This is a genomic window from Microcoleus sp. S36b_A4 (assembly GCF_036700645.1).
Classification (GTDB): Bacteria; Cyanobacteriota; Cyanobacteriia; order Cyanobacteriales; family Microcoleaceae; genus Microcoleus.
The window spans coordinates 1-1,228 of the sequence record NZ_JAUBPI010000224.1; the positions used below are offsets into that span (position 1 = coordinate 1).

At 38.8% G+C, this 1,228-nt stretch carries 1 protein-coding gene; it reads left to right on the forward strand.

The features are described 5' to 3' along the window. The first annotated feature begins 118 nt into the window (after positions 1–118). A protein-coding gene (locus tag QUA03_RS28895; protein WP_445304891.1) for an ISKra4 family transposase occupies positions 119–1,194 on the forward strand; the annotation gives its coding sequence in 2 pieces (ribosomal slippage) (positions 119–272 and positions 272–1,194; 1,077 coding nt in all). Positions 1,195–1,228 lie beyond the last annotated feature (34 nt).

Sequence of the window (1,228 nt, forward strand, 5' to 3'; positions counted from 1 at the left end):
ATCGGGAGCGTGTCACTTTTGCGATGAGTATAAATACTCATGAGCCCAGAATGACTTTTTTATCGATCATCAGTATAATAGGCGATAATTATCATCTCTTCCCACTTGATATATAATCATGACACCTGAAAAACAACAAGCAATTAAAACACATTTAGATGCTATTTCTGCCCTACTCTATGATGATTCTAATCCTGATACCTTCCAGACATTAGAAGATATTGAAATCGCAGTTAGAGACCAAGTTTTGACTCATGTGACACCACATATCGGCTTTTTTTTATCTGCTCAACTACCGGTACAAAAGCCGGAAGAATCAAGACATTAAAAAGCACACTAGGTAATTTAAGTATCACTCAGAAACAAGCAGATCAACTAGGCCTAGGTAGCCGTAGTCGGTTGAGCCCACATTTAGAAAACTGTTGCTTAAGAGTGAGTGCCAATGTGTCTTATCAGCATGCAGCTCTTGATATTAAGTATCTAACGGGGGTGACTGTTCCGTCGAAAACACAACAGAGATTAGTACATTATCAAGACTTCCACCAGCCCATCGCCAGAGCAGATATTTCGGAGATAAGTGCAGATGGTGGAAAAGTACGACTCAGGGCAGCTCAAGGAGAAAAGTCTGAATGGAAAGACTATAAAGCAATTGTGTCGGAAGCTGGTATGGTGGCTAGTTTTAATCAAAATGATATCATCATTAATTGGGCAAATAAACAACCGCTAGCAAAACCTATAAATTGCTTGGGCGATGGACATGATGGAGTGTGGAATATATTTAAGGAAATCAGTTGCGAACAGAACAGAAGAGAAATTCTCGATTGGTATCATCTGAATCAAAATCTTCAAAAAGTAGGTGGTTCAATGAAGCGACTTAAGCAAGCAGAAGCATATTTGTGGAAAGGGAATATAGAGAGTGCAGCAGCTCTATTTACAAAGCTCAAGAAAAAATCAGCAGTAAATTTTTGCAAATATCTAGAAAAGCACAAACAAAGGATTATTAACTATGAAGTTTTCTCAAGGGATGGCATCTGTTCAATTGGTTCAGGAGCGGTAGAATCAGGGATTAAGCAAATAGCCAGACGAATTAAAATATCCGGAGCTAGTTGGAAATCAGAACATGTGGGACAAGTATTAGCTCATCGTTGTGCTTACTTGAACGGGTTAATTGGAAATCAGGGGAAAGCTGCATAAGTATAATTACTCACTACAAAAGTGACATACTCCC